A 795-nucleotide genomic window follows, 5' to 3' on the forward strand; every position below is an offset into this window, starting at 1 on the left:
GCTCGTGGATGCAAAGATCCGACGGATAGTCCGCGTCCGTCCGGTTCAGCTCCTCCAAAAGGTAGGTCCGCTCCTCGGGCGACAGCAGCTCGATGCGGCCGACCGGCTGCCCGGCATCGGCAACCATCGCCCGCAGCAGCGCCAGCAGATAACCACGCTGCCGCTCGATCGTCGCTTCGTCGAACAGCGCCGTGGCATAGTGCAGCGATCCGGCGATCTGATCGCCACGCTCGCCCAGGCTCAGCTCCAGATCGAACTTGACCTGATCATACCCCTCCCCGGCAGCCTCCACACTCAGCCCCGGCAGGTCCAATGACTCGACCGCATTGTTCTCCCAGGCCAGCATCACCTGGAACAACGGCGTGTGATCAAGATGCCGGGGCGGCTGCGCGATCTCGACGACCTGCTCGAACGGCAGGTTCTGATGCTCCTGCGCGGCCAGCGCCGTGCGCCGCGTCCGCTCCAGAAGCTGCGCCAGGCTCGGCGCGCCCGACAGGTCGACCCGCAGCGCCAGCGTGTTGACGAAGAAGCCGATCAGCTCTTCGATCTCGCGCCGGCCGCGATTGGCGCTCGGCACGCCGATCACGACGTCGTCCTGCCCCGACAGGCGCGACAGCACCGCCGCCCAGGCCGCCAGCACCGTCATGAACAACGTCGTGCCATGCTGCCGGCTCAGCCGCTTCAGCCGCCGCGTCAGATCCGCATCGATAACGATCGGCACAGCGGCCCCGGCATACGACTGCTGGGCCGGCCGCGGCCGGTCCGTCGGCAGCGCAAGACGGGCCGGAGCGTCAG

General features: G+C 68.2%; 1 protein-coding gene. It reads right to left on the reverse strand.

The annotated features are described in order from the left end of the window. Nucleotides 1–721, reverse strand: a 721-nt coding sequence (locus NKJ12_RS32125) for a condensation domain-containing protein (RefSeq protein ID WP_352707734.1), incomplete at its 3' end; no start/stop codon positions are given. Between the last annotated feature and the right edge of the window lie 74 nt (nt 722–795).

Source organism: Mesorhizobium sp. M0195 (assembly GCF_040322115.1).
Lineage (GTDB): Bacteria > Pseudomonadota > Alphaproteobacteria > Rhizobiales > Rhizobiaceae > Mesorhizobium.